This window comes from Ruegeria sp. CE6, assembly GCF_056537485.1.
This window is the reverse complement of sequence record NZ_JBQFRR010000003.1, coordinates 202,945-229,217: the sequence shown is the minus strand read 5'-3', so window position 1 is coordinate 229,217 and position 26,273 is coordinate 202,945. Positions and strand designations below refer to the sequence as shown.

Here is a 26,273-nt window from a genome sequence, read left to right as displayed (position 1 = left end):
CAGGAGCCCGCCCATGCGTTTCGCCCATCGTCACCTTCTTGGCATCGAGCATCTGTCGCAATCCGATATCACCGCTATCCTTGATCTGGCCGAAACCTATGTCGATCTGAACCGGCAATCGGCTAAGCATTCCGATGTGCTGTCGGGCCTGACTCAAATCAACATGTTCTTTGAAAACTCGACCCGTACGCAGGCGAGTTTCGAAATTGCGGGCAAGCGATTGGGCGCGGATGTGATGAACATGGCGATGCAGGCCAGTTCGATCAAAAAGGGCGAGACGCTGATTGATACAGCAATGACGCTGAACGCAATGCATCCCGATCTGCTGGTGGTGCGGCATCCTCATTCCGGCGCCGTGGACCTGCTGGCGCAGAAGGTAAACTGCGCCGTGCTGAACGCAGGTGACGGGCGGCATGAGCACCCGACGCAAGCCCTGCTGGACGCGCTGACCATCCGCCGTGCCAAAGGCCGCCTACACCGGCTGAACATCGCGATTTGCGGAGACGTGGCGCATTCGCGCGTGGCGCGATCGAACCTGATCCTGCTGGGCAAGATGGAAAACCGCATCCGTCTGATCGGCCCGCCGACGCTGGTGCCGTCGCAATTCGCGGAATTCGGGGCCGAGATCTATGATGATATAAATGAGGGTCTGAAAGACGTCGACGTTGTGATGATGCTGCGCCTTCAGAAGGAACGGATGGACGGCGGTTTTATCCCCTCGGAACGCGAATATTATCACCGCTACGGTCTGAACGCTGAAAAGCTGGCGCTGGCCAAGCCAGACGCCATCGTGATGCACCCCGGTCCAATGAACCGCGGGGTCGAGATCGACGGCACTCTGGCCGATGACATCAACCGGTCCGTCATTCAGGAACAGGTCGAGATGGGCGTTGCCGTCCGCATGGCCGCCATGGACCTGCTGGCGCGCAACGTGCGAGAAGCCGCATGAACGATCTGGCCATCGCCCCCCATGAGCGCGGCGTGATCCGCCTGTTCTCGCTGGACATGCGCCCGGAAGAGGCGAAATTCCTGCGCGAACCGGGTGCTGTTGATCAGGTGTTGGGTGTCGAGGGGCTGGATCCAGAACAGATCGACATTTTTCCGGTATCCGACCTCGAAGATCTCGGGCTTTATGGCTATCTCAGCGAAGGCTGCGGTGTCTCGGAAGACCAGTTGGACAGCACGAAATTGGAGGCCATCGAAGGCTGGGTGATGGTCCTGCGCAGTGCGGCGCTGGGTGGTCGATCTGCAACCCTTTCCCTCGATCCCCGCCTGCATCTGATTGACCTGTTCACCGAAGAGGCTACCAACTGGTCCGGCGGCACGATTGAGACCGAAAGCGCAAAACCGTTCTCGGCCGCGCAATGCCCGCCAGTGGATAATAAACCAAGCCGCATCGGTTCAGCCGTCATTGCCTTGCTGATTCTGATCGCCGTCGGAGGTGCCTTGTGGCTGATCCTGTGACCTTCTCCTCAGACAAGGGCGCTTATGTCCGCACCAACGCATGGCTCGCCGCCTTTGCAATGGCGGCCGCAATGGTCGTGCTATGGTTGATCGGCAATCCTTACGTCTGGACCGGCGCACCCGCAGGGTTGGCCGCCATCACCATCCGCGCTTGGTATTTGGCTTCGGAAGAACTGGTCGCCAAGTGGGAAATGACGGGCACCACTCTCACTGGTCCTGGTCCGCGTAAGGTGGCGCTGAACCAAATTCAGGCGGTCAATACCATTGGCAGCTTTGTCCAGATCGTCACAAAAGGCGGCGACAAGCACCTTATCAAATACCAGGCGGACCCTGCCGCCACCAAAGCTGCAATCGAAAGGGCCATGGCATGAGCAATCTGATTTTTACTAACGCTCGCCTGATCGACCCCGAAGCTGGCACAGATAGCATCGGCTGGCTGCAGATTGCCGATGGTCGGATCGCAGCGCTTGATGAAGGCACGGCCCCAGACGCTGACACGCGGGTGGTCGATTGCGGTGGGCAGTGCCTCGCTCCCGGCATTGTCGACATTGGCGTCAAGGTCTGTGAGCCCGGTGAGCGGCACAAAGAAAGCTATAAATCCGCAGGTCTGGCTGCGGCTGCAGGGGGTGTGACAACCATCGTCACCCGTCCCGATACTCTGCCTGCCGTCGACACACCCGAGACGCTGGAGTTCGCCACCCGCCGCGCGCAAGCGGACGCTCCGGTCAACGTTTTGCCAATGGCCGCCCTGACCAAAGAACGCGAAGGGCGTGAGATGACCGAGATCGGGTTCCTGCAAGACGCGGGAGCTGTGGCCTTCACCGATTGCGATCATGTCATCACCAATACCAAGGTGTTCTCACGCGCGCTGACCTACGCCAAATCCTGCAGCGCGCTTGTGATTGCCCACCCGCAAGAGCCGGGTCTGAGCAGTGGTGCCGCGGCCACCAGCGGCAAATTCGCCGCACTGCGAGGCTTGCCTGCCGTATCGCCTATGGCCGAGCGTATGGGGTTGGACCGCGACATCGCCCTGCTTGAAATGACCGGGGCCGCCTATCACGCCGATCAGATCACCACCGCCCGCGCCCTGCCTGCACTGGAGCGCGCCAAGCGCAACGGGCTGGACATCACAGCAGGCACGTCAATCCACCATCTGACGTTGAACGAATTGGACGTGTCCGATTATCGCACCTTCTTCAAGATCAAGCCCCCGCTGCGATCCGAAGATGACCGGCAAGCCGTGATCGAAGCAGTGCGAACCGGTCTGATAGACACGATCAGTTCCATGCACACGCCGCAGGATGAGGAAAGCAAGCGTCTGCCGTTTGAAGAGGCGGCCTCGGGCGCGGTAGCGCTGGAAACACTGCTGCCTGCTGCGCTTCGGCTGTATCATTCCGAACAGCTGGACTTGCCGACCCTGTTCCGCGCCATGGCCCTCAATCCGGCCAAACGGCTGGGGTTGGAGAGCGGTCGCCTGTCCCTAGGCGCGCCTGCCGATCTGGTGCAGTTCGACCCGGATGTTCCCTTTGTTCTGGACCGATTTACGCTGAAATCGAAATCGCAGAACACACCGTTTGACGGTCAGCGGATGCAGGGTAAGGTCACCGCAACCTTTGTCGCTGGACAAGAAGTGTACCGGAGAGCCTGATGCCCCTGATCGACAGCACAATGACTCAGCTCATCCTGTGGGCCGCGTTAGGATACCTGCTTGGGTCCATACCCTTTGGCATGATCGTCGCGCGCGTGATGGGTCTGGGAAATCTGCGGCAAATCGGGTCGGGCAATATCGGCGCAACCAACGTCCTGCGAACCGGCAATAAGGTAGCGGCAGCGCTGACATTGCTGTTTGATGCAGCCAAGGGTGCCGTTGCTGTTCTGCTGGCACGCGCTTTGGCTGGTGAAGATGCCGCGCAGATCGCCGCATTGGCCGCGTTCCTAGGGCATTGCTTTCCGGTCTGGCTGGGTTTCAAAGGCGGCAAAGGCGTTGCGACTTTTCTGGGCCTTTGGCTGGCACTTGACTGGCGCGTGGGTGTCGCCTGCTGCTTGACATGGCTGGTCGCGGCGCTGATCTGGCGTATTTCATCCGTTGGTGCGCTGGCCGCCGCCGCCCTATCCACCACCTGGATCATGGTGCTGACAGATGGCAGTACCTTCGTTCTTGGAATTGCTCTGACCTTGCTGCTCTACTGGCGGCACAGCGCCAACCTAGCGCGGATCAAGGCGGGGACAGAACCGAAAATCGGGAAATCGTGACAGCGCCCAGCGCGTTTCTGAAAGCGTTCCATGATCTGCCGGTCGGCACGTTCACCGGTTCCGTTGGGCCGCATCGATATTTGGTATCGCATCAGATCATGGCCTGCGGGAAATCTCACAAACTGGTGGCTCATCAATTGGGCGGGCCGGATTACATCAGCCTGAACCTTTATCTCACACAGAAAAGCGGCGCATTGCTTCGCCCCTGCGAAATGCCTGCGGAAAAGGTGGTGGATTTTGTCCTGGCGCTGGCGCCTGACGTGCAGGAATAAACAACCGGTCTTTGTGATTGCACAATCACAATTGATTGCTTTGAACGTGATCGGGCCATTCCCCAACTGGGATTTTGTGACGGCCAATTACAGGCGTCGCGACAATCAAATCCGGTTCGCCCGGGCAAAATTACAGTGCTCTCCAGCGAGCCTATTCACGAAAGGTGAAGTCATGAACACGTTCAAATCCATCATCAGCGGAGTCGCGCTGTCTGTTGCGATCGCAAGCTCAGCAATGGCGGCTGGCGTCGAAATCAACGCAAGCTCGACCGGATTGGCAATGCAGGGCTATGACCCGGTTGCCTATTTCACCGTTGGCGAAGCAACCAAGGGTGATTACAAAATCACCACGCTGCACAACGACGCCCTGTACCGTTTTGCATCGGAAGAGAACAAAGCCGCTTTTGAGGCGAACCCAGAGGCCTATCTGCCTGCTTACGGCGGCTACTGCGCATTTGGCACCGCAATGGGCTTCAAGTTCGATGGTGACCCGAACTACTGGAAAATCGTCGACAACAAGCTGTATCTGAACCTGTCACAAGACATTCAGGAGCGTTGGGAAGGCGACATTCCGGGCTTTGTTGAGAAAGCCAGCGCGAACTGGGAAGACATCGCCGACAAAGACCCGGCTGAACTACAGCAATAATTCGCTGACAAGACCTTTGTGCATCGGCGGCAGATCGTATCTGCCGCCGATCTTCGTTTGAAGGCATCATGTTTCACCCTATCTAGCATATGAGAAAAGAGCCCAACCTGAGTGGGCCCACGCCGGGGCACCGGCCAGAATAAAGTTGTTCGGGACAGTCAAAACATCACTGATCCGGCCTAAGGGCCGGAACGTAGATTCAATCATAACGCTGCCATTAGATTTGATTGGCAGCAGGTTTCGAGCGAAAGGAATGAGACGATGACAGGAAGATTGGCACTGATCACCTCGGTCGCCGTATTGGCTGCGGGATCCGCCATGGCGCAATCCTCAGGCAACTGGACTGGATTCTACGGCGGTGCGCAGTTTGGTTATGCGGACATCGACACAAACGTATCAGGCGTCGACGGCGATGGTGCGATCGGCGGTATCATCCTTGGATATGATTACGATCTGGGCGATTGGGTCGTCGGAGGTGGCTTCGACTATGACTGGAGCGACGTAGACCTTTCCGGCGCCGCCACGGTCGAGAATGTCTGGCGGCTCAAAGCGCGCGCGGGCTACAAGTTGAACCCGCAGGGCCTGCTTTATGGCACCGCCGGTTATGCCGATGCGGATACCGATAATCTGGGCAGTGACGATGGCTGGTTCATCGGCGCAGGCTATGAGCAGATCGTAGCCCCCAATATCAGCGTTGGAGGCGAGATTCTGTATCATGAGTTCGACGACTTCAACTCATCGGGCGTCGATGTTGACGCAACTACAGTTCAACTGCGCGTCGCATATCGGTTTTGATGAGAAAGTAGGGCCCGGCTATTTGCGCCGGGCCCGTGCCGCTAGGGCACCAAGACTGTGCTGCCGGTGGTTTGTCGTGCTTCCAAAGCACGATGCGCATCAGCAACTTGATCCAACGGAAACTCCTGATCGACATGGATCTTGACCTCGCGCCCGTCCACTTTGCCAAACAAGCGTCGCGCCATCGCCTGACAGGTGGCGTGATCCGAGATATGCGTGAACAAGGTTGGCCGTGTCACCTTCAGAGATCCCCGCTGCGCAAGCATTCCCAAATCGACAGGCGGCACTGGCCCCGAAGCGTTTCCGAATGAAATCATCATGCCCAAGGGTTTCAGGCAATCCAGCGATCCCTCAAACGTGTCCGCACCGATGGAGTCCATCACCACATCAACCCCTTTGCCTCCGGTGATCTCGGCCACACGCTCGACAAAATTCTCGGTCCGGTAGTTGATGCAATGTGACGCGCCATTGAACTGCGCCAGGCTGCATTTCTCATCCGTTCCCGCTGTCCCGATCAGTTTGATGCCTTCGGATTTCGCCCATTGGCAGGCGATCAGTCCCACACCTCCGGCAGCCGCGTGGAACAACACGGTATCTCCGCGCCGCAGCGGCGTTGTGCGGTGAAACAGGTATTCAACCGTCATGCCCTTTAGCATCATGGCCGCTGCGGTGCGGAACGAGATACTCTCGGGCAGCGGACAAACCTGTGCTGCAGGCATCACGCGCGCTTCGGAATATGCTCCCGATGGTCCTGCGGCATAGGCCGCGCGTTGGCCGGGAGCAAGATGCGTAACGCCTTCGCCTACCGCCTCAACGACTCCGGCCGCTTCCATTCCCAACGCATGAGGCAACTCCAGCGGATAAAGGCCGGTACGCTGGTACACATCGATGAAATTCAATCCGCAGGCATGATGGCGAATGCGCACCTCACCCGGGCCGGGATCGCCAAGCGGGCGATCCTCAATCCGAAGAACCTCGGGGCCGCCGGATTCGTGTATGACGACTGTGCGTGCTGTCTGCTGCATGAATGCCTCCCTTGCCTGTGGAAACAAAGCTAACACGCCTGTGCGGCAGAGCAATCCTTCCGGCTCTGCAAGGGTGATCGGGCAAAATTTCGCAATATGTGCTATAATGCATCGAGACGTTGTAATTGGGCAGACGTTGCCGGCTGATCCGGTCACGCGAATTGCCACGCCGGATGCATCCCGCGGCGCACCCACGCCAGAAAAGGGGATGAACATGGACAAGACAATCGGTAACCCAATCACCTGGGTCGCCCGAAATCTGCGGGCAACCAGCGATCATGTCACTGAATCCGTGACCGAGATCGGCAGCGCGGATGTTCAGGCTCTGCCGACGGTGCATACGCTGACCCTGCAGGATCTGCGCGAATGCCTGAAAGCTGGATATAACGATTTTCTCGAAACCCGGGCCGATGCGATCTTTGTCGTTCTGATCTATCCAATCGCAGGTCTGCTGATGTTCGGTATCGGGCTCAACAAAGACATGGTGCCCCTGCTGGCCCCGCTTGTCATGGGCTTTGCCCTGATCGGGCCGGTCGCCGCCGTCGGGCTTTATGAGATCAGTCGCAAGAGGGAACAGGGCGGAGACGTTCATTGGCTGGACGCGTTCGGCGTATTCCGTTCGCCTTCCTTCGGAGCCATACTGGCATTGGGCTTCTATCTGGTCATGCTATTGATGATCTGGCTGATGGTCGCGCAAGGCATCTACGCGCAAACCCTAGGGCCAGAACCTCCGGCTTCGGCCATGGCATTCGTGACAGAAGTGTTCACCACCGGAGCAGGCTGGAGCATGATCATCATCGGCACCGTCACCGGTTTCCTGTTTGCACTGGTCGCATTGGCGCTAAGCGTGGTCAGCTTTCCGCTGTTGCTGGATCGCAAAGTGGGCGTTCCCGTGGCCGTCGTAACCTCGGTACGGGTCTTGCGTCAGAACCCGGGTGTGATCTTGACCTGGGGGGCCATTGTGGCCGCGATGTTGGTACTGGGCGCGATCCCGATGTTGCTGGGGCTGATCGTCGTCATGCCCGTTCTAGGCCACGCCACATGGCACCTGTATCGCCGGGCGGTCGCCTGACTACATGGCAGCAGCTTAACCAGAGACCTTCAGAACGATCTTGCCAATGTGGCCCGATGCTTCCATCCGCGCATGTGCAGCGGCGGCATCAGAAAGATCGAATTCTGAATCCATCACCGGTGCGACCTTCCCGGCCTCAAGCAATGGCCACACGGCTTCACGCAAGTCTTGCGCGATGCGCGCCTTGGCCAAATCGCTTTGTGGGCGCAAGGTGCTGCCAGTCAGGGTGAGGCGTTTCACCATCATCAGCGCAAAGTTCAGTTCGACCACCGGACCTTGCAGGAAAGCGATCTGAACCAGCCGCCCGTCTTCCGCCAAAGCCTTGATGTTGCGCGGGATATAATCACCACCGACCATGTCCAGAATCAGGTTCGCCCCGCCCTCGGCGCGCATCGCAGCCACGAAATCTTCGTCGCGATAGTTGATCGCCTTTTCGGCACCTAGCTTGATACAAGCCTCACATTTCTCAGCCGACCCGGCGGTTGCAAAGACGCGGGCGCCAAACGCATTGGCCAGCTGAATAGCCGTCGTGCCGATCCCGCTGGAACCGCCATGGACCAGAAACCGCTCCCCCGGCTTCAAGCCGCCACGGGTGAAGACATTGGACCAAACAGTAAAGAAGGTTTCGGGCAGGCAGGCAGCTTCTTTCAAACCCATACCCGCAGGCACAGGCAGGCAATGAGCGGCGGGCGTTGCGACATATTCAGCATAACCGCCGCCGGGCAACAGGGCGCAAACCCGATCGCCAACGACCAGACCTTCGACACCCGAGCCGATGGCGACGACCTCTCCTGACGCTTCCAGCCCCGGCAAATCGCTTGCACCGGGAGGTGGATCATACGCCCCTGCCCGCTGCAGCGCATCAGGGCGGTTCACCCCGGCGTACGCGACTTTCAGAACCACTTGACCCTCTGCCGGTTCCGGCATCGGGCGTTCCGTCAGTTGCAGAACGTCCGGGCCACCAGCTTCAGTGATCTCGACAGCGCGCATTGTCTGGGTCATGGGCATATCTCCTTTGCCCAATGCCTAGCAGGCGAAAACGCAGAGGCCCAGCGGCAAGTGGAAACGCTGCGACTATTTTCCCGATGACAGCGAACCGGGCAGGTTGTCGGGCAACTTCGTCGGAGCCTTCACCTGACCCGCAAGCCAGTTGGGGACGGCCAGAAACGGTTTCAGCAGCGGGTTGCCATTCACCTGCGACTTGAACTTTTCAAACTGCATTACGCCCTCGATCCGCCGATCCAGGAATTCCCATGTCGCCTGATAATCCGGGCTGTCATCACCCAGCCAATACAACAGTGTCGAAGAATAGACGCCCGACAGAGTGGCACGTTTGGTGTACCAGTTCACGTCGTCCGAAGTATCGCCAAGTGCTGTCCAGATCTGGTCACAGGTGCCCCAGACCGCCTTGGCCCCATCCGCGGCATGGATCGGCAACGCGAACAAAGTCATACCTCGGCGCACTGCTTCTTTGTCTTCGACCGCCTGCAGGCGGAAACGGACGGCAGCGGCGATCTTTTCACGGAATTTCAGACCGCTCAGGTCTTCGGATTTCAACCGCTCCAACATCGCGGCATCCCCGCGTGTATGAAAGGCCAGTGCCAGATCGACGGCACCACGCGGACAGATCGCTCGGGCAAGCGCGGGCTCCAGATCGCAATCGCTGATGGCCGCACGAAAGCTGGTTTCCGACCAGCCGTCGAACGGCACATGGTTCAGAATCGCATCGAGAAGCTGCTCTTTGGTGTCTTCATAGGTTGCTGTCATGTCGGGTCTCCGAGGCTGCGGGTCCAGTACTAGACAAGTTAGGCGTGCTTTGCTATACGGCCACTTCCTGCAAATCCTTGCAACTCTATCTAGAAAGGTGGTGACAACCACATGCAGGTTAGTGTTCGCGACAATAACGTCGATCAGGCGCTTCGTGCCCTGAAGAAAAAGCTGCAGCGCGAAGGCGTGTTCCGTGAAATGAAGCTGAAGCAACATTTCGAGAAACCGTCCGAGAAAAAAGCGCGCGAGAAAGCTGAAGCGATCCGCCGTGCCCGTAAACTGGCACGCAAGAAAGCACAGCGCGAAGGTTTGCTCTAAGAGCTTCCTGCGACTCGTCCAGCTTTGGATGACACTATTTGACGACCCCCGAGGCCCTGCCCGGGGGTTTGTCGTTTTTAGGGCGGATGATCCCGCCAATTCCCGGCTTTACCCTCGCGGCAACCTGCCGATTTTGATGCAATCGCCGCAGTCGGCATTTTACAGCGCAGCGAATCGCCGTTCGGTTGCATTCTGCCGCCGAAAAACGCCCATCGCCGTACCCGCCCTATTCAGCGTTCTTTGATCGTCTGTAAGTGAGGCCGTCCACTCAGACATAACCAAAAACGGAGGCACTGATGTCGACAGCAAGTACGGTCGAGCGCGAAATGCTCGCGCTGATCAACCAAGAGCGCACATCCCGCGGTCTTGATCCCCTGGAACTTGAACGCAACCTGAACGAATCTTCCGAGGACCACAGCAGCTGGATGCTGGACACCGACCGGTTCAGCCACACCGGTCAGGGTGGTTCATCCGCGACCCAACGGATGCAAGCCGCAGGGTTCGACCTGTCCGGGAGCTGGCGCACCGGAGAAAACATCGCCTGGCAATCCGAGCGTGGCGCACCCGGTATCAGCGATGATGTCGCCCAGTTGCACCAGAACCTGATGAATAGCCCCGGTCACCGCGCCAACATTCTGAACCCCGATTTCAAATATATCGGCATCGGGATCGAAGAAGGCGACATGCAGGGGTACGACGCTGTCATGGTGACGCAGAACTTTGCGGCGACTCAGGGCGATGTCGATCTTGATAACGGCGGCACCACCCCGCCGGTGACGCCTCCGGTTGAAGAAGTTGTTGAGCCAGAGGAGGAAGAGGTTACCACCCCGACCGAACCAGAAGTGCCGGAAACCGATGTGACCGAGACTGAGGAACCAGTTGACGAAACACCGGTAGCGGAAGTTCCCGATGCCGAAGAACCGGCAGAGGAGACCCCGGAGGAAGACGTCACCGAAACCGAAGAACCATCGGACGAAACACCCGACACCGATGTGACGGAAACCGAGCAACCGGCAGACGAAACGCCAGAAACTGAGGTTACCGAGACCGAGGACCCGGTTGAGGAGACTCCGGAAACAGACGTGACCGAAACTGAAGAGCCGGAAACGCCTGATACCGATGTGACTGAAGTTGAAGACCCGGAACCCGATGTGCCGGATACTGAAGTCGTCGAGGTCGAGGAACCCGAAACTCCGGAGACCGACGTCACCGAGGTCGAAGAACCCGAGCCAGAAACACCTGAAGTTGTCGTTGACAATGGTGCACCGGGCGCGGACTGCTTTGACGTTCAGGCCTTCCTTGCCGGGATCGAAGCGTTTGTTAATGCGCTGCAAGCCCAATTTGACCAGTTCGAATGGTCTCCGGTGCAGCAGGCTGACACGACCCCGGAGATGGATGATTTCGATCTGGTGTTCGACACCGACTTCGCTGACAACATGATCGAAACCGTTGAAGCCACAGTCGAAGACATGAATGACGACATGTGCGGCGTGTTTGTTTTCGAAACGAACTGCGGATTTGATTGGGGTTAATCAAACCGTTCAGGTGCGGGGATCCTTTTCCCGCACCACTTTCCTGCCAAATCAATATATCTTAGGCACGTGTAGCTCATCCGGCAAAATGCGCCGTTCGTATTCGGGGTTATAGCGCCGATCCGGCAGATTGACCTTTTCCTGCGGCACATCCTCATAGGGGATCTTGGTCAGCAGGTGCTCGATACAATTGAGCCGTTCGCGTTTCTTGTCGTTGCCTTCAACAATATACCAAGGCGCCTCGGATATGTTGGTGCGAAAGAACATATCCTCTTTGGCCTTGGTGTATGCCTCCCACCGGATGCGGGATTCCAGATCCATCGGTGACAGTTTCCACTGCTTCATCGGATCGTGAATACGCATCAGGAATCGCAATTGCTGTTCTTCGTCTGTAATCGAGAACCAGTATTTCAGCAGGATAATCCCCGACCGCACCAGCATCCGTTCGAATTCAGGAACGTCCTGAAAGAACTGTTCGACCTGATCCTCGTTGGCAAATCCCATCACGCGTTCAACACCAGCGCGGTTGTACCAGGACCGATCGAAGAACACGATCTCACCGGCCGCAGGCAAATGGGGCACGTAGCGCTGAAAATACCACTGGCTTTGTTCGCGTCGGCTGGGTGCAGGCAAGGCGACCACACGCGCTACACGAGGGTTCAAACGCTGCGTGATCCGCTTGATCACGCCCCCTTTCCCGGCGCTGTCGCGCCCTTCAAACAGAATACAGACCTTGGCCCCTGTATGGACCACCCAATCCTGAACTTTGATAAGTTCAGCCTGCAGCCGCAAAAGGTTGCGAAAATAGACCTTGCGATCCAGCATGTCAGGATGCTGGTCCTTGTAAATCTTGCGCACTTCCATCGAAAGCATGGGTTCGCTGAATTCGATCTCGAAATCTTCGTCCAGCGTGTCTTCCAGTTCAGCTTCCAGCCAATCTTTCGGCGTGCTGTTGTTTTCGTAAGCCAAGGTCTGCTCCTTATCGTTCATCGGGTTCGGACCGTACACGGCCAGTGTAACCACGGAGTGTCAGCGCAAAGTGCCGAGGTCGTACATAAGGTCGGAAACATGGATTTTGGCCCGACCGCACGACAGATACAAGCGGCAGAATTGACGCAAGGCTAACCCCAATAGTTGGTTTCAGACAGGCAAGGCCGTGGTTTTGAACACCGTGCGCAAAGCAAATGAGCTTTGCATCTGCGCCACCCCAGGCAAGCGCGACAGGTATTGCCGATGAATGCGAGCAAAATCCTCGGTATTTTCTGCGACGACCTTTAGAATGTAGTCCGCCGTGCCCGCCATCAAATGGCATTCCAGCACATCCGGAATCCGTGCTACGGCTTTTTCAAACGCCTCCAGCACTTCTTCCGCCTGACCCTGCAACGTGATCTCGACAAACACAGTGGTTGGAACGTTCAACTTCCGTGCATCCAACAGGGCGACGTAGTCCTTGATATAACCCTCAGCCTCAAGTCGCTGCACGCGCCGGTGGCAGGCCGAAGGGGATAGATTCGCCTGTTCGGACAATTCCGAATTTGACATCCGCCCTTTGCGCTGCAGGGCTGCCAGAATCTTCCGATCTGTTGCGTCAATCGTCATTTGCGCACATCCATTGCGTCAAGTTGCCTATACCTCGAATATTTTCCCGCAGATTGTGTGTTTAGCAAGTGGGGTTTCACAAAAATTGCGCCAATTTATGCCCATAATTTAGGCAGTTTATGAATGGAGTCTCACATGAAAATCGGCTGCCCCAAGGAAATCAAACCTCAGGAATTCCGCGTCGGGATGACCCCGAACGCTGCTGGCGAAGCTGTGGCCCGCGGTCACGAAGTCATTATCGAAACCGGTGCCGGGATGGGCTCGGGCTTTGATAACGATGCTTATGTAGCGGCAGGTGCCCGCATCGTCGACACTGCAGAAGAAGTGTTCGCCACGGCTGATATGATCGTCAAGGTCAAGGAGCCTCAGGCGGTCGAGCGCAAAATACTGCGCGAAGGTCAGTTGCTGTTCACCTATCTGCACCTGGCACCCGATCCAGACCAGACCCACGATCTGCTGGAATCCGGCTGCACCGCGATTGCCTATGAGACCGTGACTGACTCCAATGGCGGCCTGCCGCTGCTGGCGCCGATGTCCGAGGTTGCCGGTCGCTTGGCTCCGCAAGTCGGGTCCTGGACTCTGCAAAAGGCCAACGGTGGCCGCGGCGTTCTGATGGGTGGTGTACCGGGTGTAGGCCCTGCCAAAGTGATCGTCATCGGCGGAGGTGTCGTAGGCACCCACGCAGCGAAGATTGCCGCAGGCATGGGCGCGGATGTGACCGTACTGGACCGTTCGCTGCCGCGTCTCCGCTATCTGGACGATGTGTTCGGCGGAACCTTCAAGAACCAGTATTCAACCGCTGGTGCGACAGCCGAGCTGATCCAGGATGCCGACCTGGTCATCGGTGCGGTCCTGATCCCGGGCGCAGCTGCTCCCAAACTGATCTCGCGCGAACAGCTGTCGACCATGAAGCCCGGCGCGGCTCTGGTAGACGTTGCGATCGATCAGGGCGGCTGTTTTGAAACCTCGAAAGCCACCACCCACGCCGATCCGGTTTACGAAGTTGACGGCATCATGCACTACTGCGTCGCCAACATGCCCGGTGCGGTTGCCCGGACTTCGACCATCGCACTGGGCAACGCAACCATGCCGTTTATGTTGTCGCTGGCAAGCAAGGGCTGGAAGCAGGCCTGTAAGGACGACGCACACCTGCTGGCAGGTTTGAACGTCCACGCCGGCAAGCTGACTTACGAAGCGGTGGGCACCGCCCTCAACATCGCCTCTGTCGATCCAACAACTCTGTTGAACTAAGAGCGCTCCCGCCTCTGAAAGCGTCCTTTTCCAAGGGACGCTTTACAGACTTGGGCCCAGCGCCGCGCCAATAGCGCGGCGCTGTTTTTTCTGGACCAAGGTTCGCGCAAAAAAGCACCGCGCCTTAGCGCGGTGCCCGGCCCAACCGGAAGAGGGCATTTCAATGCCCGATCGACGGGCGGGAGGCTTACGCCTCTTTGTGAATCTCCACAGAATGCGGATACGGGATGGATACGCCTTTGGCGTCAAACGCTTCTTTGATCGCTTTGGTAAGTTCAAACTTCACATCCCAATAGTCAGCCGCTGCGCACCACAGGCGCGCGGTCAGATCAACCGAACTATCCCCAAGATTTGTCACCCGCACCCAGGGCTCAGGATCAGCCATGATACGATCGTCAGCTTTGGCCACATCAAGGATGATGTTCATAGCCTCATCCGCGCTATCGCCGTAGTCGATGCCAAACACCAGATCGACCCGGCGGGTGTCATGGGCGGAATAGTTGGTGATCACCGAACCCCAAGCCTGACCGTTTGGCACGATGATCTGCACGTTGTCCGGCGTCACCAGCTCGGTCGTGAACAGGTTCAGGTCTTTCACAGTACCCGCTGTGCCACCAATATCGACATATTGGCCCAGCTTATAGGGCCGGAACACCACCAGCATCACGCCCGCGGCCAGATCGCTGAGTGTTCCCTGCAGCGCCAAACCGATGGCCAGGGATGCGGCACCCAGAATGGCCACGATGCTGGTCGCCTCGATTCCGAAAATGCCCAGAACGGCGACAAAGACAATCGCCAGCAGCACCCATTTCACGAGGCTCGCAACGAAATTCCCCAAAGTCGGGTCGATATGTGGCGTGGCGTTGATCCGCCGCCGCACCAGACCGCTAATGGCTCCGGCAACGATCCAACCCAATACCAGAACGATCAACGCTTTGATCGCGCTCATGATCAGCGGACCAAATGCGCCCACCTGTGTTACGACATCTTCCACACGCTTCTCCTTTGCGCCAACAGCAAACCCGCGCCTTTTGGCGCGGGATCGCTGAAAAGTCTGGGCTAATTTTGCGCGCAGGTCTAGGTGCGGGATTTCCGAGTTTTCCCCCCTGCTGTTCCCCAGCAAACATCGACTGACCGATCACGCACAGAATTGGACCTTACAAAAGCGCCACAAATTACCAGATTGACTGAGACAGGCGCGATAAAAGGAGCCCATCATGCTGGACACAATCCAATTCCCGATCATGAATAAATGGTCCCCACAGTTCCCCGAGCGGATTCAGCTTTATTCCTTCCCCACACCCAACGGGGTAAAGGCGTCGATCATGCTGGAAGAAACCGGCCTGCCTTATGAGGCACATCGTGTCACACTGGCCGATGCAGATGTCAAAAGCCCGGAGTTTCTTTCGCTGAACCCGAACAACAAGATCCCGGCGATCATTGATCCCAACGGGCCCGACGATGCTCCGTTGGCTTTGTTCGAAAGCGGTGCAATCCTTCTGTACCTCGCTGAAAAGAGCGGTAAGCTGCTGGGTCAGAACAAAGGCGACAAGCACCGGGTCACCCAATGGGTTATGTTCCAGATGGGCGGTATCGGACCAATGTTTGGCCAGCTTGGGTATTTCCACAAATTCGCAGGGGCTGAAATCGAAGACCCCCGCCCGCGCGAACGCTACGTGTCCGAGGCCAAACGCCTGCTGAACGTTCTCGACCGGCAACTGGACGGCGAAGACTGGATCGCCGGAGAATTCTCGATCGCCGATATCGCAATCGCGCCGTGGCTGCGCGGTTTAGATTATTACGGCGTCAAGGATGTCATAGGCTGGGAAAGCTATGGCAACGTTACGCGCTATCTGGACAGGTTCCTGGATCGACCCGCAGTGCAAAGAGGACTGAACATCCCCTCACGGGATTGAAACACAAGGCCTGTGCGGCGGGATCCAAATCCGCCGCCACGGGCCATCGGGTTACCCAGGCAGCGCGCCTGTTAGAACGTAGCGCAAGATCTCAACAACTTGCGCGGGTTCTTCAGCGACGGCGAGTGCTGCTGCATCTACTTCTTTCAGCGCATGCTGATGATCAGCCCCGTGCAGAACAATGATCGACTTGCCCAGTGCTGCCGCATAGCCCGCGTCAAATGCCGCGTTCCACTGCTTGTATTTGTCCCCAAAGCGTACAACCACAACATCCGCGTCTGATATGCCCTTGCGGGTCCGGATCGCGTTGACCATGGCACCCTTGTGATCGTGCCAGTACTTGTTCGGCTCGGCCCCCAAGATCGTGACACCGCAATCGTCCGAAGCACCGTGATCGGTGACCGGGCTACTGAACTCAACATCCAACCCATCGGCGCCCGCAATGATCTGCTCGCGCCAATCCGTGTGAATCTCACCGGACAAATAGACCTTCAGCATTTTTCTCTCCTCCCGTGAAAAAGGGGCGCAATGGCCCCTTTATCATTTCAAAAATACTCCCGCCGGAGGCGAAAACCAACTCATCCCCGCAAGACGCCGCCAGTGGCTTTCACCACTTTTTCGACAATCTTGGTGCTGACCGCTTCGATATCCTTTTCCTTCAGGGTCGCGTCCGACGGCTGGAGCCTTACGGTAATGGCCAGAGACTTCTTGCCCTCGCCGACGCTACCGCCAATGAATTCGTCAAAGACGCGCACGTCCTCGATCAGAGCCTTATCAGCACCCGCAGCCGCATTGACCAACGTCAGAGCTTCGATATCCGCATTTACAACAAAGGCGAAATCGCGCTCGACCGCCTGCAGGTCGCGCAATTCCAAGGCAGAACGGGTCGCACCGGATTTACGTGGCATCGGCACCTGATCCGGCCAAATGGTGAACGCCATCGCCGGGCCCTTGATGTCCATCGCCTGCAACACGCGCGGATGCAATTCACCAAAAACGCCCAGAACCTTTTTGGGGCCCAGACAAATCTTGCCGTGCCGACCCGGGTGCCACCAGGCATCGCCGCCACGAAGGATCTGAACCTTGGCAGGCGCACCAATGGCGGCAAGCACCGCCTCTGCGTCGGCTTTGGCATCAAACAGGTCAACGGGACGGGAAGCACCATGTACGTCCTTGGGACCGCTACGCCCAACCAACAGGCCGGTAACCTGTGTCTGTTGATCCCCCGGCTCACCATCGTGGAACACCGGCCCGACCTCGAACAAGGCCAGATCGGCATAACCCCGCGCCTGATTGCGCGCCGCCGCTTGCAGCAGACCAGGCAACAGATCAGGGCGCATATGGCTCATCTCGGACGAGATCGGGTTTTCCAACATGGTTGCTGCGTCACCGCCGCCGAACAGCGCCGCCGAGGCCTGATCGATGAAGGTGTAAGACACACATTCATTATACCCCAGCGCTGCACAGGTCCGGCGCGCCATCGACTGGCGACGCTGCGTGGCTGTCATGACCGGTTTGGGGATACCCGCCGTCGTACGCGGCAGCGGAATACCCTGCAACTTGGTCAGAGAAGCGATCCGCGCAACCTCTTCCACCAGATCGGCCTCCCCCATGATATCGGGTCGCCAGCTGGGCACATGCGCCATCTCGCCATCCAGACGAAAGCCCAAACGGGTCAGTGTCTGCCGCTGCTCGCTTTCCGGAATCTCCATCCCGACCAAGGACTGCACGCGCGCCGCGTCCAGTTTGTAGGCCCGCGCGTGGTTCGGCGCTTTGCCCGCCTCGACCACATTCGAGGCTTCACCGCCGCAGATATCCAAGATCATCTGCGTCGCATGCTCCAACCCTTCGCGCGTGTATTCCGGGTCGACGCCGCGCTCGAATCGATACCGCGCGTCCGAGTTTATCTTCAGCGCCCGACCTGTGAGGGCGATCTGTACATGATCCCAGAACGCGCTTTCAAGGAAGACGTTCACAGTCTCCTCGGTACAACCGGTTTCCTCGCCGCCCATGATACCCGCGATAGATTCCGGGCCTTTGTCGTCCGAAATCACCATCATGCCAGGCTGAAGGGAGTATTCTTTTTCATCAAGCGCGACCAGCTTTTCACCACCCTTGGCGCGATGCACCCGCACATTGCCCTGCACCTTGTCCGCGTCGAACACGTGCAGCGGACGGTTGTGGTCGAAGGTCATATAATTGGTGATATCCACCAGAGCCGAGATCGGACGCAGACCAATCGCTTTCAGTTGATCCTGCAGCCACTGAGGGCTCGGGCCGTTCTTTACGCCACGGATCAGACGCCCGGTGAAATGCGGCGCGCCGTCCAGCGTATCCTCGTCGATCGACACTTTGATCGGGCTTTCGAAATCACCCGGCACCGGAGTGTAATCGCGTACTTTCAGCGTGCCCAACCCGCGCGCGGCCAAATCACGCGCAATACCCGCAACACCCAGCGCATCCGGGCGGTTCGGCGTGATCGCGATCTCGATCATCGGATCAACCTTTGACGGATCGTTCTCAGCCAACCAATCGACAAACTTGTCGCCGACCTCGCCCGAAGGTAGCTCGATAATCCCGTCATGTTCATCCGACAGCTCAAGCTCGCGCTCGGATGCCATCATGCCAAAGCTCTCGACGCCACGGATCTTGCCGACGCTGATGGTGATATCCAGGCCGGGAATATACATACCAGGTTTACAAACCACCACGGTGATGCCTTCGCGCGCATTGGGCGCGCCGCAAATGATCTGCAGATCGCCCTCGTCGGTTTCAACCGTGCAAACGCGCAGCTTATCGGCGTCCGGGTGCTTCTCGGCATGTTTCACATGGCCCAGCGTAAAGCCCGCCAGACGGTCCGCCGGGTTGACGATCTCTTCGACCTCAAGCCCGAGATCGGTCAGTGCTTCGGCAATCTCATCAACCGACGCATCCGTATCGAGGTGGTCTTTCAGCCAGGACAGAGTGAATTTCATTGCAGCGGGCCTTTTTCGGCAAACATTCAGTCGGCACAGGCAATGGCAAAGATTGCGCCAAGGTGCAAGCGCTGCGGCTCACGGATAGGTGGGGGTGCGACCCAAAAGCTCGTCCAGCTGCCAGCCGATCCAGCCGTGGGGAATAAAGTGCCCGCCGGGGTGGGTGTCCAGTGTCACCTGCCCTTGCGCGCAATCGGTCCACTCTACCCGGCTGAGCGTCAGGAACGGCTTCACGCTCCAATCCCCGCGCGGGGTCGCGCCGTTGCAGTTGAACTTCGTCTTCCACAGAGCCACTGGATAGGTCGTATCGCCGTCCGGCCCAAAGGGAAAATCCATCACCGTATCGTCCAGCCCATGCACATGGCGCACCTCGCGCGGGGCTTCCGGGCAGTCCTCGGTCTGGCGGATCGAGCCCGCAACCGCCAACAGCGCGGCGATGTCATTGCCCGACTGGCAGACATAGCGCCATGCCATTGCGCCGCCATAAGAATAGCCCGAGACATAGATACGCTCAGGATCAATGGGATAGCGTTTGGCGACGTCCTCAAGCACGCGATCTGCGAACGGCACGTCTGCGGTATCAGCAGTCCAGAAGTTCCAACTTTTGCCCAGCCCATTCGGAGCCACCAACAGCACATCGCGCAGCTTAGTCGCCCCGGCGATACGTTCATGGTTCACCACCACATCGCCCTGCCGCGCCCAGCCGTGGAAATGCAGCAGCACCGGCAGAGGCGTTTCGCCATCCCAGCCATCGGGTTCCAGCACATGGTACGAACGGTCACCGACCTCACAGGCGGAATCGCCGTGGCAGTCAGATTTCCACGGACCCATCGCAAGGGCCGGGGTCGCGGTCAGCAGAAGAAAAAGCAGTCGATAGATCATAGGCCGGAGCCTAGCGACATGCGCCGCCCTGTCACGTAACTTATTGGTGTTGGGTGGGGTTTCACCCCACCAACCGCCTCACGGTGGGGTGAAACCCCACCCTACACCAGATCAAATCACAAAGCCGCGCTATCGCCAGACCGCGGGGTGACAATCAGGGGTTTGTGTTCGGCACTTTATGCCAGCCAAATCCGCGAAACGTTCAAACGGAACGCTAACGGAGACAAATCGCCAGCCCGTGCGGGCGGTCTGGCGATAGCGCGGCAGCCTATCGGCCTTTGCTCCGCGCTCATAAAGAATTCCGTTTCAATCACCAAATTTCTGATCGACAGCTTCCAAGAGTATAGCAACCCGTTTTTTTCGGTTCCAATCGAACACTGAAGCAGTTTGTTCAATATCCTCTTTCAACAGCGTAGTAAGAAACCCGTTCGCATAGCCTATTTTAAATGCAGCCTCTGCAAGTTTTTCAGACGTAGCGTCCGCTTTTTCAGGTTCCTTTTTTTGTTGGTAACACAAGTCTTCGTATAATTGAGGCAGAGGCTTAATTTGTTTTTCACAGTGACCAGAAACATCACGCAACGCATTCGATACTTCCATGGATGTCAGCAAATCAGCTTCGTAAGACAACCCTTCAAATTCGGCAAGAAACCGAGCTGCGGACTCGTATTCGTGTTCCAAAAGCGCTTCGCGAACCTTGGAAAACTTGGCAAGTAGCAGTCGATAGAGTTCTCTCTTTTCCTTTTTTATTAGGTATTTGTGCTCGAGCCCTCGCTGCCAAGGAAACACAATAATCGCCACAACAAGCGCAACTAGTGCGGCTGAACTAATCCATTGACCACTCAACGCGACAAACCACCATGCAAATTCGGCATATCCAGCGCAGCAAACCCATAATGGCGCAACCAACGCAAGTCTGAATCAAAGAACGCCCGCAAATCCGGAATGCCGTATTTCAGCATCGCCAGACGGTCGATCCCGATCCCAAACGCAAAGCCCTGATAGACCTCGGGGTCAATCCCACCGGCGGCGATCACCTTGGGGTGGACCATGCCGGAACCCAGAATCTCCATCCAGTCGTCGCCCTCGCCGATCTTCAGCTGGCCGTTATCCCAGGAACAGCGGATATCGACCTCGGCCGACGGCTCGGTGAAGGGGAAGTGCGAGGCGCGGAAGCGCAGCTCGACGTCGTCGACCTCGAAGAACGCTTTCACGAACTCTTCCAGAACCCATTTCAGGTTCGCCATCGAGATGTCTTTGTCGATGGCCAGCCCCTCGACCTGATGGAACATCGGCGTGTGGGTCTGGTCATAGTCGGCGCGGTAGACACCGCCCGGGCAGATCACGCGGATCGGCGCGCCCTGCAGTTCCATCGAGCGGATCTGCACTGGGGAAGTATGGGTGCGCAGCACATGCGGCGGGCGATTGTCGCCCTCGGCGCGGTGCATGTAGAACGTGTCCATCTCGGCCCGCGCAGGGTGGTGGCCGGGGATGTTCAGAGCGTCAAAGTTGTGCCAGTCGGTCTCGATCCGCGGCCCTTCGGCCACCGAGAAACCCAGTTCGGCAAAGATCGCGGTCAGTTCCTCGGTCGCCTGGCTGACCGGGTGGATCGAGCCCTGACGACGTGCCCGGGTCGGTAGTGTAACGTCGAGCCACTCGGTGCGCAGACGCTCATCCAGCGCGGCGTCGGCAAGCGCGGCCTTTTTGGCAGAAAGCGCCGAGTTGATCTCATCCTTCAGGGCGTTCAGCGCGGGGCCTGCGACCTGACGTTCCTCGGGGGTCATCTTGCCCAGCTCGCGCATCTTCAGCGCGACCTCGCCTTTTTTGCCGACGGCGGCGACGCGGATCGCCTCAAGCGCGTTTTCATCGCCAGCTTCGGCGATTTGGCCCAGATATTTTGCCTTAAGATCGTCCATGACGCCCTCTGAATTTGGTCGCCAACCTGCTATCGGCCCCGCCCCGCGAATGCAAGCAGGACGGTGGGGATCAATAGCTGTATTCGGGATAAATCCGGGTCAGGTCGCCATTCCAGTCGCCATTGTAGTGATCCAGCAACTCATCAGCGGGAACCTTGCCCGTATCGATGCTGTCCTTTAGCGCGTTCAGGAAATGCGTCTCGTCCTGCACCAGACCACCTGCGCCGGGGCGGGCGCGCGACGCCAGACCAGCCTCGGCAATCGAGACCACTTCGCGCGCCAGATCATGCATGTTGATGTTGCCAACCTGTGCTTGCAGACCATCCTTGGCAGCCTCAACCCGCAGCGCTTCGCGCGTCTCGGCATCCCAGCCTTTGACCAGATCCCAAGCGGCATCCAGCGCGGTTTGGTCATAGGTCAGACCAACCCAGAATGCAGGCAGAGCGCATAGGCGACGCCATGGGCCACCATCGGCACCGCGCATCTCCATGAATTTCTTGATCCGCGCTTCGGGAAATGCCGTGGTCAGGTGATCGGCCCAATCGGACAGAGTCGGCGTCTCACCGGGCAGTGCAGGCAGTTTGCCCTGCAGGAAGTCGCGGAACGACATGCCCAGCGCGTTGATATACTGGCCGTCGCGATAGACGAAATACATCGGTACATCGAGCGCATATTGTACATAGCGTTCGAACCCGAAGCCTTCTTCGAACACAAAGGGCAGCATGCCCGTCCGTGCATCGTCCAGATGCCGCCAGATATAACTGCGCCAGCTTTTCTGGCCGTTCACCTTGCCCTCGAAAAACGGAGAGTTCGCAAACAGCGCCGTCGCGACCGGCTGAAGGGCCAGCGCGACGCGCAGCTTCTGCACCATGTCGGCCTCGGACCCGAAGTCGATATTGACCTGAACCGTGCAGGTGCGCCGCATCATGGCGCGGCCCATGGTGCCGACTTTCTCCATATAATCGTTCATCAGCCGGTAACGGCCCTTAGGCATCAACGGCATCTCTTCATGGGTCCAGATCGGGGCTGCGCCCAGACCGATAAAGCCGACACCGATCTCATCGGCGATATCCTTCACTTCACGCAGGTGAGTGTTCACCTCATCACACGTTTCATGAATTGTCTCGAGCGGAGCGCCGGACAGTTCCAACGCACCGCCTGGTTCCAGGCTGACGTTCGCGCCGTCCTTCTCAAGCCCGATTAAATGTCCAGCTTCACGCACTTCAGCCCAGCCATGGCGGTCTCGCAGACCTTCCAGCACGGCCACAATCGACCGTTTGCCTTCAAACGGCAGAGGTTTCAGAGTGTCTTTGCAATAGCCGAACTTCTCATGCTCGGTTCCGATGCGCCAATCTTCCTTGGGCTTGCAGCCCGATTCCAGATATTCGGCCAGTTGCTCATGGCGTTCGATCGGTCCGCCGCCGGACTGGGGGATGGACATGTGACCCGTGCTCCGATCCTGATGTGTCTGTCTTGGCGGTCAGTCCTGAGCGCAAACCGCGCCAGTGTCAATGCAGCCTAAGGTGCGCAGGCCGTGACGGCGTGCGTTCCCAGATCACCACCGGATGTGCCGCACGACCGTTGAGTTCCGACAGCATTTGCTCGGTTTTAAGCCCCGGAAGTGCTGAGAACACATCAAACAGTGCCTCGGCCCCTTCGGCGTTCACCGGAATGTGAAGGGTCGGCTGCCCTGGCTGATCCAAAACCCAATGCGCAGGTTGCGAGGTCGGATCCAACGCCAACCGCTCGATTTCGCGGGCTGCAACGATGCCGCCGTCGAGCGGGCCCAGATAGGTGATCTGGCCTTCATCAATAGTCACCACGCCCGGCCCGCCCGCACCATTGCGAAAGCGCGCGCGTTGCACTCCGATCACCGCCAGTGCCATCGAGACGACGATCAGCAGCCATCCCAACCACGCCAGCAATCCGCCGGGGCCGCTGATCCAGCTGAGGCCGAGGATCAGAACAAACCCTGCTACCAGCACTTCGCGCCAGCGCCACAGGGCGAGTTTGGCTTCGGGTCGAAAGAAACTCATGCCACGTCCTCCGGGTTTTTGAACAGGATCAGCGAGTATTGACCCGCAGGCTGGAACCCAATGGATATATAGGCACGCGCTGCCGCATCGGAAGCCGCAAAGAGGACAGCCCTGGAAACTCCCGCGTCGCGCGCCTCAACCAGATGCAGGGCAACAGCCAAACGCGCATAGCCCCGCCCTCGTAAATCGGGTGGCGTGTAGACACCGCCGATCTGCACCACTTCAGGCAAGCGAGCGTTGAAGCCGGTCATGCTGACCGGTAGGCCATTCTGCAGCAAAACTCGATGCGAATCCCGCTCGATATAGGTCTTGATGTCCTTCCCAGCCTGCGTCTGTGCGCGCACAGGATCAAAATCCATGGCTTCGATGAGGTAGCATTCTCGCCAGTCTTCAAGGACCGAACGGTCTACATCTGTAAGCGGCATGAGATCTGCCCCACTGAAATCCGGTATTTGAAGTCGATCCAACGCCAGGGAAAACCCCGGCTCATCGCTGTTCAGGGTCGCGGGTCGCCCCTCCCAACCTGCCAACTGCATTATCCGACGAGCCTGCGTTGCCTCAGCCGCGATGCCGAACAGGGCCCGGCCTCGAATAAGGTCAATCGCTGCGGCAAGTTCGGTATCCGAACAGTCGGGACATTGCAGTAGGATCATGCCTTCATTTGTTATGGCAAAGACCGCACGCAACGGGCTGCCAAGCGTCCATGCATTCAACGACCGGGGATGCGTACCGCACAGGCCAAAATCCCGTAGATTGGCCAAAGGGAACATCGATGTTTGGATATGTTGGGACAAAAACGTGTCGATCCTGGACAGGTCCGTTTCCTGCGCCAATTGCCACGTCACGTCCAATCTCCCAACGCTTGCTGCCACATTGTCATCGCCGCAACGGCTGCTGTATCGGCGCGCAGGATGCGTGGGCCGAGGCTGACCACATGGGTAAATGGTAGCTCCGCCAACCGTTTACGTTCTGGCTCGGAAAACCCGCCCTCGGGGCCGATCAGGATCGCCCACGGCTTGCCTTTCTCATTCTCTGCCAAGCGCAGGGCCGAGCCGGCTTCAGCCTCGTCACAGAACATCAATTGGCGATCATCGGGCCACGCGCCCAGGATACGATCCAATCGCTGGAGGTCAGCGACCTCAGGCACAAAAGTGCCGCCACATTGTTCGGCCGCCTCAATTGCGTGGGCCTGCAAGCGATCCTGTCGAATGCGCTCGGAGTTGGTGAATTCGGTCTGCACCGGTATGATCCGTGCGGCCCCCATTTCAGCTGCTTTTTCAACGATGAAATCGGTCCGCGCCTTCTTGATCGGTGCAAAGAGAAGCCACAGATCGGGCGGTAATTGCAGAGGTTTCGATTGCTCCACGCACGACAGAATACCGCCTCGTTTACTTGCTTCTGCTACCTCTGCCTGCCACTCGCCATCGCTGCCATTGAACAGGGCGACCCGGCCCCCAACCGACAGGCGCATGACACCGAACAGATAATGCGCCTGCTCACGCGTCAAAGGAACCGATTGCCCCGGACCCAAAGGGTGCTCTACATACAGTCTGATCTTCGCATTCATGAGACCCTACATATGCAAGGCAATGCCCCAACACCAGACGGTCAGGTCGCCGATGCCGTAACCGGCAATTGGGTCGACACCCACGCCCCCGCCTTTGCCCGCCCTTACCTGCGGCTCAGCCGTGCAGACCGACCCATCGGCACATGGCTGCTGCTGATTCCCTGCTGGTGGGGTCTGGCCTTGGCCATCCTGAGCGACGGCGCACCACGATGGGAGGATCTTTGGATCGCAGTTGGTTGTGCCATTGGTGCGTTTTTGATGCGTGGCGCGGGCTGTACGTGGAATGACATCACCGATCGAGAGTTTGACGGGAAGGTCGAGCGTACAAGGTCGCGCCCGATTCCCTCAGGCCAGGTGAGTGTCCGTCAGGCGGTATTCTGGATGGTGCTGCAATGTCTGTTGGCCCTGGCCATCCTTCTGACCTTCAACCGGGCCGCGATTGCGATGGGGGTTCTGTCTTTGCTGCCTGTTACCATCTATCCCTATGCGAAACGTTTTACGTGGTGGCCGCAGATTTTTCTGGGGCTGGCCTTCAACTGGGGCGCATTGCTGGCCTGGGCAGCACATACCGGCACCGTGGGCTGGCCTGCGATCATGCTTTATCTGTCAGGAATCGCCTGGACTTTGTTCTACGACACGATCTACGCCCATCAGGATGCCGAGGATGACGAGCTGATCGGCATCAAGTCCACCGCACGGCTGTTTGGCACCGATACCGCCCGTTGGCTCAAGTATTTTCTGATTGGAACCGTCAGTCTAATGGCCTTTGCAATTATCGACGCGGCTTTGCCCGGGACATCGGTTCTTGCTTTGGCGGTCGCCCTTGGCGGGCCCTGGGCGATGGGGTGGCATCTGGCCTGGCAATTGCGGGGGCTGGACACGGAGGACAACGCCAAATTGCTGCAGCTTTTCCGGGCCAATCGTGACACCGGCTTGATTCCGCTGATCTTCCTCTGCGTCGCCCTTTTCCTCTGATTGCACCTCTGTGCT

The 26,273-nt window shown here is 58.2% G+C and carries 29 protein-coding genes; 14 read left to right on the top strand and 15 right to left on the bottom strand.

From position 1 onward, the window contains the following. Positions 1-13 precede the first annotated feature (13 nt). The 8 genes from ACR0DK_RS15070 to ACR0DK_RS15035 all read left to right on the top strand — a co-directional run bounded on the left by ACR0DK_RS15070 (position 14) and on the right by ACR0DK_RS15035 (position 5,430). Positions 14-949, top strand: a complete 936-nt coding sequence (locus ACR0DK_RS15070) for an aspartate carbamoyltransferase catalytic subunit (RefSeq protein WP_170566212.1) — start codon at positions 14-16, stop codon at positions 947-949. Next, a complete protein-coding gene (locus ACR0DK_RS15065) occupies positions 946-1,464 on the top strand; it encodes a hypothetical protein (RefSeq protein WP_480736869.1) in 519 nt (172 codons plus the stop codon). Before ACR0DK_RS15070 ends, ACR0DK_RS15065 begins: the two co-directional genes overlap by 4 nt. Further along, entirely contained in the window at positions 1,449-1,835 is a 387-nt protein-coding gene (locus ACR0DK_RS15060) for a hypothetical protein (protein WP_480454241.1), read from the top strand. The genes ACR0DK_RS15065 and ACR0DK_RS15060 overlap by 16 nt, the downstream gene beginning before the upstream one ends. Beyond that, complete coding sequence (gene pyrC, locus ACR0DK_RS15055) at positions 1,832-3,112, top strand: dihydroorotase (RefSeq protein ID WP_480736866.1); 1,281 nt, start codon at positions 1,832-1,834, stop codon at positions 3,110-3,112. Before ACR0DK_RS15060 ends, pyrC begins: the two co-directional genes overlap by 4 nt. After that, positions 3,112-3,717 (top strand): glycerol-3-phosphate 1-O-acyltransferase PlsY, encoded by a 606-nt coding sequence (plsY, locus tag ACR0DK_RS15050; RefSeq protein ID WP_480736864.1) that lies wholly within the window; start codon positions 3,112-3,114, stop codon positions 3,715-3,717. Before pyrC ends, plsY begins: the two co-directional genes overlap by 1 nt. Then, on the top strand, positions 3,714-3,989 hold the full coding sequence (locus tag ACR0DK_RS15045) for a hypothetical protein (RefSeq protein ID WP_223117515.1): 276 nt from the start codon (positions 3,714-3,716) through the stop codon (positions 3,987-3,989). Before plsY ends, ACR0DK_RS15045 begins: the two co-directional genes overlap by 4 nt. Before the next feature lie 172 nt (positions 3,990-4,161). Beyond that, entirely contained in the window at positions 4,162-4,635 is a 474-nt protein-coding gene (locus ACR0DK_RS15040) for a YHS domain-containing (seleno)protein (protein ID WP_170395661.1), read from the top strand. A gap of 261 nt (positions 4,636-4,896) precedes the next feature. Next, positions 4,897-5,430 (top strand): outer membrane protein, encoded by a 534-nt coding sequence (locus ACR0DK_RS15035; protein ID WP_170465891.1) that lies wholly within the window; start codon positions 4,897-4,899, stop codon positions 5,428-5,430. 41 nt (positions 5,431-5,471) lie between these two features. Here ACR0DK_RS15035 and ACR0DK_RS15030 read toward each other — a convergent pair whose 3' ends face one another. After that, on the bottom strand, positions 5,472-6,455 hold the full coding sequence (locus tag ACR0DK_RS15030; protein ID WP_170423639.1) for a quinone oxidoreductase family protein: 984 nt from the start codon (positions 6,453-6,455) through the stop codon (positions 5,472-5,474). Positions 6,456-6,669: 214 nt separating this feature from the next. Here ACR0DK_RS15030 and ACR0DK_RS15025 point away from each other — a divergent pair, with 214 nt between their 5' ends. Continuing rightward, entirely contained in the window at positions 6,670-7,527 is an 858-nt protein-coding gene (locus tag ACR0DK_RS15025) for a DUF2189 domain-containing protein (RefSeq protein ID WP_170395655.1), read from the top strand. A gap of 15 nt (positions 7,528-7,542) precedes the next feature. Here the strand turns inward: ACR0DK_RS15025 and ACR0DK_RS15020 are convergent, their stop codons facing one another. Further along, positions 7,543-8,529, bottom strand: coding sequence for an NAD(P)H-quinone oxidoreductase (locus ACR0DK_RS15020; RefSeq protein ID WP_170513806.1), 987 nt, complete (start codon positions 8,527-8,529; stop codon positions 7,543-7,545). 72 nt (positions 8,530-8,601) lie between these two features. Next, entirely contained in the window at positions 8,602-9,294 is a 693-nt protein-coding gene (locus tag ACR0DK_RS15015; RefSeq protein ID WP_480592409.1) for a COQ9 family protein, read from the bottom strand. A gap of 111 nt (positions 9,295-9,405) precedes the next feature. On the opposite strand from ACR0DK_RS15015, the gene rpsU reads away from it, so the two are divergent. Both rpsU and ACR0DK_RS15005 read left to right on the top strand, forming a co-directional pair. Continuing rightward, the gene (gene rpsU, locus ACR0DK_RS15010; RefSeq protein WP_005614280.1) at positions 9,406-9,612 is read left to right on the top strand and encodes a 30S ribosomal protein S21; all 207 of its coding nucleotides are present in this window, start codon (positions 9,406-9,408) and stop codon (positions 9,610-9,612) included. 296 nt (positions 9,613-9,908) lie between these two features. Next, positions 9,909-11,144 (top strand): CAP domain-containing protein, encoded by a 1,236-nt coding sequence (locus tag ACR0DK_RS15005; RefSeq protein ID WP_480736857.1) that lies wholly within the window; start codon positions 9,909-9,911, stop codon positions 11,142-11,144. Between the two features lie 51 nt (positions 11,145-11,195). Here ACR0DK_RS15005 and ppk2 read toward each other — a convergent pair whose 3' ends face one another. Together ppk2 and ACR0DK_RS14995 are read right to left on the bottom strand one after the other, a co-directional pair. Then, a complete protein-coding gene (gene ppk2 / locus ACR0DK_RS15000; RefSeq protein ID WP_170395648.1) occupies positions 11,196-12,134 on the bottom strand; it encodes a polyphosphate kinase 2 in 939 nt (312 codons plus the stop codon). A 150-nt stretch (positions 12,135-12,284) separates the two neighbouring features. Further along, entirely contained in the window at positions 12,285-12,743 is a 459-nt protein-coding gene (locus ACR0DK_RS14995; protein WP_170395646.1) for an Lrp/AsnC family transcriptional regulator, read from the bottom strand. 135 nt (positions 12,744-12,878) lie between these two features. Here ACR0DK_RS14995 and ald point away from each other — a divergent pair, with 135 nt between their 5' ends. Next, positions 12,879-13,994 carry an alanine dehydrogenase gene (gene ald, locus ACR0DK_RS14990; protein ID WP_223117510.1) on the top strand — a complete coding sequence of 372 codons (1,116 nt, stop codon included), beginning with the start codon at positions 12,879-12,881 and terminating at the stop codon, positions 13,992-13,994. 187 nt (positions 13,995-14,181) lie between these two features. On the opposite strand, the gene ACR0DK_RS14985 is transcribed toward ald, so the two are convergent. After that, the gene (locus ACR0DK_RS14985) at positions 14,182-14,988 is read right to left on the bottom strand and encodes a mechanosensitive ion channel family protein (RefSeq protein WP_170423629.1); all 807 of its coding nucleotides are present in this window, start codon (positions 14,986-14,988) and stop codon (positions 14,182-14,184) included. 223 nt (positions 14,989-15,211) lie between these two features. Between ACR0DK_RS14985 and ACR0DK_RS14980 the strand changes: the two genes are divergently transcribed. Further along, positions 15,212-15,910, top strand: coding sequence for a glutathione S-transferase family protein (locus ACR0DK_RS14980; protein WP_223117509.1), 699 nt, complete (start codon positions 15,212-15,214; stop codon positions 15,908-15,910). 51 nt (positions 15,911-15,961) lie between these two features. On the opposite strand, the gene ACR0DK_RS14975 is transcribed toward ACR0DK_RS14980, so the two are convergent. From ACR0DK_RS14975 to ACR0DK_RS14935, 9 genes are all read right to left on the bottom strand, one after another. Then, positions 15,962-16,408, bottom strand: a complete 447-nt coding sequence (locus ACR0DK_RS14975) for a YtoQ family protein (RefSeq protein ID WP_170423625.1) — start codon at positions 16,406-16,408, stop codon at positions 15,962-15,964. An 80-nt stretch (positions 16,409-16,488) separates the two neighbouring features. Continuing rightward, positions 16,489-18,885: a phenylalanine--tRNA ligase subunit beta gene (pheT, locus tag ACR0DK_RS14970; RefSeq protein WP_480736853.1), complete on the bottom strand. Its 2,397-nt coding sequence runs from the start codon at positions 18,883-18,885 to the stop codon at positions 16,489-16,491. Between the two features lie 78 nt (positions 18,886-18,963). Beyond that, positions 18,964-19,767 carry a CE1 family esterase gene (locus ACR0DK_RS14965; RefSeq protein WP_480736851.1) on the bottom strand — a complete coding sequence of 268 codons (804 nt, stop codon included), beginning with the start codon at positions 19,765-19,767 and terminating at the stop codon, positions 18,964-18,966. 306 nt (positions 19,768-20,073) lie between these two features. Continuing rightward, positions 20,074-20,610 (bottom strand): hypothetical protein, encoded by a 537-nt coding sequence (locus ACR0DK_RS14960; RefSeq protein WP_480736849.1) that lies wholly within the window; start codon positions 20,608-20,610, stop codon positions 20,074-20,076. Then, positions 20,607-21,680 (bottom strand): phenylalanine--tRNA ligase subunit alpha, encoded by a 1,074-nt coding sequence (pheS, locus tag ACR0DK_RS14955; RefSeq protein WP_010443591.1) that lies wholly within the window; start codon positions 21,678-21,680, stop codon positions 20,607-20,609. The genes ACR0DK_RS14960 and pheS overlap by 4 nt, the downstream gene beginning before the upstream one ends. A 70-nt stretch (positions 21,681-21,750) precedes the next feature. After that, a complete protein-coding gene (locus tag ACR0DK_RS14950) occupies positions 21,751-23,121 on the bottom strand; it encodes a glutamate--cysteine ligase (protein ID WP_170408403.1) in 1,371 nt (456 codons plus the stop codon). A 67-nt stretch (positions 23,122-23,188) separates the two neighbouring features. Continuing rightward, positions 23,189-23,716 (bottom strand): hypothetical protein, encoded by a 528-nt coding sequence (locus ACR0DK_RS14945; RefSeq protein ID WP_170408404.1) that lies wholly within the window; start codon positions 23,714-23,716, stop codon positions 23,189-23,191. Next, on the bottom strand, positions 23,713-24,561 hold the full coding sequence (locus ACR0DK_RS14940) for a GNAT family N-acetyltransferase (protein WP_480736846.1): 849 nt from the start codon (positions 24,559-24,561) through the stop codon (positions 23,713-23,715). Before ACR0DK_RS14940 ends, ACR0DK_RS14945 begins: the two co-directional genes overlap by 4 nt. Beyond that, a complete protein-coding gene (locus tag ACR0DK_RS14935; protein ID WP_480736844.1) occupies positions 24,558-25,283 on the bottom strand; it encodes a 16S rRNA (uracil(1498)-N(3))-methyltransferase in 726 nt (241 codons plus the stop codon). Before ACR0DK_RS14935 ends, ACR0DK_RS14940 begins: the two co-directional genes overlap by 4 nt. Positions 25,284-25,295: 12 nt before the next feature. Between ACR0DK_RS14935 and ubiA the strand changes: the two genes are divergently transcribed. Continuing rightward, positions 25,296-26,258, top strand: coding sequence for a 4-hydroxybenzoate octaprenyltransferase (gene ubiA, locus ACR0DK_RS14930; protein ID WP_170597229.1), 963 nt, complete (start codon positions 25,296-25,298; stop codon positions 26,256-26,258). Positions 26,259-26,273 lie beyond the last annotated feature (15 nt).

Bases quoted from the DNA above. Each gene is read 5' to 3' on its own strand.
- pheS (WP_010443591.1), bottom strand. From the start codon at position 21,680: ATGGACGATCTTAAGGCAAAATATCTGGGCCAAATCGCCGAAGCTGGC.
- ACR0DK_RS14935 (WP_480736844.1), bottom strand. From the start codon at position 25,283: ATGAATGCGAAGATCAGACTGTATGTAGAGCACCCTTTGGGTCCGGGG.
- ACR0DK_RS15030 (WP_170423639.1), bottom strand. From the start codon at position 6,455: ATGCAGCAGACAGCACGCACAGTCGTCATACACGAATCCGGCGGCCCC.
- pheT (WP_480736853.1), bottom strand. From the start codon at position 18,885: ATGAAATTCACTCTGTCCTGGCTGAAAGACCACCTCGATACGGATGCG.
- ubiA (WP_170597229.1), top strand. From the start codon at position 25,296: ATGCAAGGCAATGCCCCAACACCAGACGGTCAGGTCGCCGATGCCGTA.
- ald (WP_223117510.1), top strand. From the start codon at position 12,879: ATGAAAATCGGCTGCCCCAAGGAAATCAAACCTCAGGAATTCCGCGTC.
- ACR0DK_RS15015 (WP_480592409.1), bottom strand. From the start codon at position 9,294: ATGACAGCAACCTATGAAGACACCAAAGAGCAGCTTCTCGATGCGATT.
- ACR0DK_RS14995 (WP_170395646.1), bottom strand. From the start codon at position 12,743: ATGACGATTGACGCAACAGATCGGAAGATTCTGGCAGCCCTGCAGCGC.
- ACR0DK_RS14975 (WP_170423625.1), bottom strand. From the start codon at position 16,408: ATGCTGAAGGTCTATTTGTCCGGTGAGATTCACACGGATTGGCGCGAG.
- ACR0DK_RS14980 (WP_223117509.1), top strand. From the start codon at position 15,212: ATGCTGGACACAATCCAATTCCCGATCATGAATAAATGGTCCCCACAG.
- ACR0DK_RS15020 (WP_170513806.1), bottom strand. From the start codon at position 8,529: ATGACCCAGACAATGCGCGCTGTCGAGATCACTGAAGCTGGTGGCCCG.
- ACR0DK_RS15070 (WP_170566212.1), top strand. From the start codon at position 14: ATGCGTTTCGCCCATCGTCACCTTCTTGGCATCGAGCATCTGTCGCAA.
- rpsU (WP_005614280.1), top strand. From the start codon at position 9,406: ATGCAGGTTAGTGTTCGCGACAATAACGTCGATCAGGCGCTTCGTGCC.
- ACR0DK_RS14950 (WP_170408403.1), bottom strand. From the start codon at position 23,121: ATGTCCATCCCCCAGTCCGGCGGCGGACCGATCGAACGCCATGAGCAA.
- ACR0DK_RS15040 (WP_170395661.1), top strand. From the start codon at position 4,162: ATGAACACGTTCAAATCCATCATCAGCGGAGTCGCGCTGTCTGTTGCG.
- pyrC (WP_480736866.1), top strand. From the start codon at position 1,832: ATGAGCAATCTGATTTTTACTAACGCTCGCCTGATCGACCCCGAAGCT.
- ACR0DK_RS15065 (WP_480736869.1), top strand. From the start codon at position 946: ATGAACGATCTGGCCATCGCCCCCCATGAGCGCGGCGTGATCCGCCTG.
- ACR0DK_RS14965 (WP_480736851.1), bottom strand. From the start codon at position 19,767: ATGATCTATCGACTGCTTTTTCTTCTGCTGACCGCGACCCCGGCCCTT.
- ACR0DK_RS15005 (WP_480736857.1), top strand. From the start codon at position 9,909: ATGTCGACAGCAAGTACGGTCGAGCGCGAAATGCTCGCGCTGATCAAC.
- ACR0DK_RS15025 (WP_170395655.1), top strand. From the start codon at position 6,670: ATGGACAAGACAATCGGTAACCCAATCACCTGGGTCGCCCGAAATCTG.
- ppk2 (WP_170395648.1), bottom strand. From the start codon at position 12,134: ATGAACGATAAGGAGCAGACCTTGGCTTACGAAAACAACAGCACGCCG.
- ACR0DK_RS15035 (WP_170465891.1), top strand. From the start codon at position 4,897: ATGACAGGAAGATTGGCACTGATCACCTCGGTCGCCGTATTGGCTGCG.
- ACR0DK_RS14945 (WP_170408404.1), bottom strand. From the start codon at position 23,716: ATGAGTTTCTTTCGACCCGAAGCCAAACTCGCCCTGTGGCGCTGGCGC.
- plsY (WP_480736864.1), top strand. From the start codon at position 3,112: ATGCCCCTGATCGACAGCACAATGACTCAGCTCATCCTGTGGGCCGCG.